The sequence below is a fragment of the Dactylosporangium darangshiense genome (assembly GCF_039537565.1).
GTDB lineage: Bacteria > Actinomycetota > Actinomycetes > Mycobacteriales > Micromonosporaceae > Dactylosporangium > Dactylosporangium darangshiense.
The window spans coordinates 1-4,855 of sequence record NZ_BAABAT010000135.1 but is presented as its reverse complement, the minus strand read 5'-3'; the positions used below and the strand labels follow the sequence as shown (position 1 = coordinate 4,855).

General features: G+C 72.1%; 1 protein-coding gene. It reads right to left on the bottom strand.

Annotation, left to right across the window (positions count from 1 at the left end):
• Positions 1–4,855, bottom strand: a 4,855-nt coding sequence (locus ABD901_RS58060) for an amino acid adenylation domain-containing protein (RefSeq protein ID WP_345144871.1), incomplete at both ends; no start/stop codon positions are given.

The following is a 4,855-nucleotide window of genomic DNA, read 5'->3' as shown; positions in this document are numbered from 1 at the left end:
TGAGGACCACATGTGGGGCGGCGTCGTGCAGCAGCGCGTCGATGCGGCCGTCTGGGTGGTGCACGTCGATGGGTAGGTAGGCGGCGCCGGTTTTGAGCACACCGAGCATGGCGATGACGAGGTCGGCTGAGCGGGGGATCCGGACCGCGACCACTGTCCCAGGGTCGGCCCCGATCAGTGACCGGGCGACCCGGTTCGCGGACGCGTTCAGCTGGGCGTAGGTGAGGCTCTGCTGGCCGTCGACGACGGCGACCTCGTCCGGGCGGGTGGCCGCTTGGGCCTCGAACACCTCCACGATCGACACAGCACGCGTCGGCGCATCGGTGTCGTTGCACTCGGCCAGCCACGCCTGCTGCGCGGCGTTCAACACGGGCAGCTGGGATACCGGCATATCTACGTCGGCGGCCGCCCCGGCCAGCAGCACCGCGAAGTGGGCGGCCCAATCCGCTACCGTCGCCTCGTCGAACAGGGCCGTGCTGTATTGCAGGGCCGCGGTCAGCGTTTCCCCGCCGGCATCCAGGACGGTCAGGGTCAGATCCCACTTCGCCGGCAGCACCCCACTCGGGTCACCGGTCGTCATGTAGGTGAAGACGGTGTCGATGAGAGGAGTGCGGGATCGGTCGCGGTGGTGGACGAGTTCGTCGACGAGTTGTTCGAAGGGCAGGTCTTGGTGGGCGTAGCCGTTCAGGGCGGTGGTCCGGGTGCGGGCCAGCAGTTCTGCGAAGGTGGGGTCGTCGTCGAGTTGGGTGCGTAGGACGAGGGTGTTGATGAAGAACCCGATCAGCCCCTCGGTCTCCGCCCGGCCACGCCCAGCAACCGGGGTGCCGATCAGGATGTCGTCCTGGCCGGTGTGCCGGGCCAGGAACACCGCGTAGGCGGCGGTCAACGTCATGAACATGGTGGTGCCGTGCTGCCGGGACAGTTCCCGCAGCCGGGCCGTCACGTCGGCCGGGATCGTGAACTCGACCAGGCCACCAGCCGCCGACCGCACCGCCGGACGAGGCCGATCCGTCGGCAACTCCAGGACCGGCGGGTCCGCCAATTGCGCCCGCCAATACGCCAACTGGGCGTCCAACACCGGCCCAGCCAGCCACTGACGCTGCCACACCGCGTAATCCGCGTACTGGATCGGCAGCGGCGGCAGTGACGCGTCGGTGAGCAAGGCGGTCAGTTCCCGGCGCAGAATCCCCGCCGACCACGCGTCAGAGATCACATGGTGCATCGTCAACACCAGGCGGCTACCACCCCCGGCCGGCCGTACCAACGTCGCACGCAACAACGGGCCCGCCGCGAGGTCGAACGGTCCGCCTTCCTCGGGCATCGGCGAAACCTTCAGCGGTACCCGTGCGGGCGGATCGACGACCTGATACGGCGTCCCGTCCGCGCCGGTCACCAGGCGGGTGCGCAGCACCTCGTGCCGCTCCACGAGGGCGGTCAACGCATCGGCCAGCCGGTCGGGATCGACCGAATCGTCGAGCGGGATCGCGATCGGGATGTTGTACTCGACCGACTCCGGGTCGAGCTGGGCGAGGAACCACAGCCGCTGCTGCCCGAAGGACAGCGGGATGGGTTCGCCGCGATCCGCGCGCGCGATCGGTCCGTCGCCGGGTTCCGAGGTGGTGTGCATCGAGGCCGCGAGTGCGGCGACGGTCGGGCGGTCGAACAGTTCGGCCAGGGCGATGTCGGCGTCGAGGGCGGCCCGGACGCGGGCGACCACCTGGACGGCGAGCAGCGAGTTGCCGCCGAGGTCGAAGAAGTTGTCGGCGGTACCGACGCGGTCGAGGCCGAGCAGTTCGGCCCAGATGCCGGCGAGGACGTCCTCGGTCGCGGTGGCCGGTGGCCGGTAGCCGCCGGAGAGCTCGGGGCGGGTGGCGTCCGGCACGGGAAGTGCGGCGCGGTCGAGCTTGCCGTTCACCGTGACCGGCAGCTGGGCCAGCTCGATGAACAGGGCCGGGATCATGTGGTCGGGCAGCGTGCGGCCGAGGTGGGCGCGCAGTTCGTCGGCGGGTGGCAGGTCGCCGTTCGCGGGTACGACGTAGGCGACGAGGCGTGCTTCGACGGCGGTGACGACGGCGGCGGTGATGTGCGGGTGGGCGGTGAGGGCATGCTGGATCTCGGCGGGTTCGACGCGGTGGCCGCGGATCTTGATCTGGTGGTCGGTGCGGCCGAGGAACTCGAGCTGGCCGTCGGCGAGACGCCGGGCGAGGTCGCCGGTGCGGTACAGGCGGCCGCCGGTCGTCGTGAACGGGTCGGGGACGAACGATGCGGCGGTGAGGGCCGGCCGGTTGCGGTAGCCGCGGGTGACGCCGGTGCCGCCGATGAAGATTTCGCCGACGACGCCGGCCGGAACGGGCTCGAAGTATCGGTCCAGGAGGTGGACCTGGATGTTGGCGATCGGCCGGCCGATCGGGGGCGGCCCGGTCAGGTGCGCCGGCAGCGTCGCCGTTGTGGCACAGATCGTCGTCTCCGTCGGGCCGTAGGAGTTCACGAGCCGGCTGTGCGTGGCCCACAGGGCGGCGAGGCCGGCGTCGAGCTGCTCCCCGCCGGTGACGAGCGTGGCGAGGCCGGGCAGGTCGCCCGGCGCCAGGGCGCCGAGGACCGCCGGTGGCAGCGAGGCGACGGTGACCCGCCGGTCACGGATCAGCTCGGTCAGCCGGCCCGGGTCGGTGCGCTCCAGCTGCGTCGGGACCACCAGCGTCGCGCCGGCGGCCAGGGCCGCGGCCACCTCGCCGACGGCGACGTCGAAGCCGGAGGACGCGAACTGCAGCCGGACGGTGTCGTGGTCGATGCCGAATGTGGCCCGGTGTCCGGCTACGAGGTTCGCCAGGCCTCGATGCGTTGCCTGGACCGCCTTGGGCCGGCCGGTGGAGCCGGAGGTGTAGATGACGTACGCGAGCTGGTCGGCCAGGACGCGGACCCGCGGTACCGAGGAGGGCTGTCCTTGTAGCGCGGCACGCACCGCCGGATCGTCGAGCGTGTTGCGGTCGAGGAGGAACTTCGCCGCGCTGTCGGTGCGCATGAACTCGATCCGCTCGGCCGGGAGGGCCGGATCGAGCGGCAGGTAGGCCCCGCCGGCCTTCCATACGGCGAGCATGGCGACGACCGCGTCGATGCCGCGGTCCAGGCAGACGCCGACGACGGTCTCGGCCTCGACGCCCGAGTCGAGCAGGTGATGGGCCAGGCGGTTGGCGGCGTCGTCGAGCTCACGGTACGTCAGCACCCGCCGGTCGTGGACGACGGCGATCGCGTCCGGGCGGTCGGCGGCCTGCCGGGCGACCAGCGCGGCGACCCGTTCGTCGGCCACGGGCGTCACCGCGCGGGCGTCGGCGGCGCGCAGCCGGTCGCGTTCGTCGGCGGTGAGGATCGGCGCCTGCGAGAGTCGGCGGCCGGGATCGGCGACGACGGCCTCGAGCAAGGTCAGCAGGTGCCCGACGAACCGTTCCGCCCAGCCCCGGTCGAACAGGGCGGTGCTGTAGTGCACGCCGCCCACCAGGCGGTCGCCCGCCTCCTCGACGACCAGCGACAGGTCGAACTTCACGTCGGTGTCGTCGTGCCGGTGCGTTCCGTCGTGGATGATGCCCTGCGTGTCGTCCTCGGCGGCGTAGGTGAACAGGGTCTGCACGAGTGGCGTGTACGAGCGGTCCCGGTCGGCGACGAGCTCGTCGACGAGCTGCTCGAAGGGCAGGTCCTGGTTGGCGAACGCCTCCAGGGCCGTGGCCCTGGTGTCGGCGAGGACCTCGGCGAAGGTGGGGTCGCCCGCGAGCCGGATGCGCAGGACCAGCGTGTTGACGAAGAACCCGATGAGGGCCTCGGTGTCCGGGTGGTTGCGGTTGGCGACCGGTGTGCCGATGAGCAGGTCGTCCTGGCCCGTGTAGCGGTGCAGCAGGACGGCGTATGCGGCCGTGAGGGCCATGAACGCGGTCGTGCCCATTCGCCGCAGCCCGGCCGTGACGTGGGCCGGGATCGCGAAGTCGAGGACGGCGCCGGCCGTGGAGCGCACCGCCGGGCGGGGGTGGACGGTCGGCAGCTCCAGCGCCGGCGGGTCGGCGAGCTGGGCCCGCCAGTACGCCAGCTGCGCGTCGCGGACCGGACCGGTGAACCAGGTGCGTTGCCAGACGGCGAAGTCGGCGTACTGCAGCTGCAGCGGCGGCAGCGCGGCACCGGCCAGCGCCGCCGACAGCTCGCGCCGGAGGATCCGGCCGGACCACTCGTCGGCGATGACGTGGTGCATGGTCAGGGCGAGCGTGTGGTGGTCCTCGGTGCTCTCGGCGAGCGCGGCCCGCAGCAGGGGGCCGCGGGCGAGGTCGAAGGGCGCTCGCGGATCGTCGGTCGCGGCCAGCGGCACCGCAGCCGGCGGGTCGATCACCTGGTACGGCACTCCGTCCGGTCCGGTCACGAGCCGGGTGCGCAGGATCTCGTGGCGTTCGACGAGGGCGGTGAGCGCGGCGCCGAGGGCGGCGGCGTCGGCGGGGCCGTCGAAGGTGATCCGGAGCGGGACGTGGTAGTCGGTCGCGGCCGGGTCGAGCTGGTGCAGGAACCAGAGGCGCTGCTGGGCGAAGGACAGCGGCAGCGGCCGCCCGCGGTCCGCCGGCCGGATCGGCGGGATGTCGGTGCCGGGGGTTCCGGCGTCGATCCGTGCGGCGAGGGCGGCGATGGTGGGGTGGTCGAACAGCGCGGCGAGGGGCAGGTCCACATCGAGGTCGGTGCGGATGCGCGAGATGGCCCGGGTGGCGAGGAGGGAGTGGCCGCCGAGGTTGAAGAAGTCGTCGCCGATGCCGATGTGGTCGAGGTCGAGGAGGTCGGTCCAGATGGTGGTGAGGTGTTGTTCGGTGGGGGTGGTGGGGGGTTGGTAGGT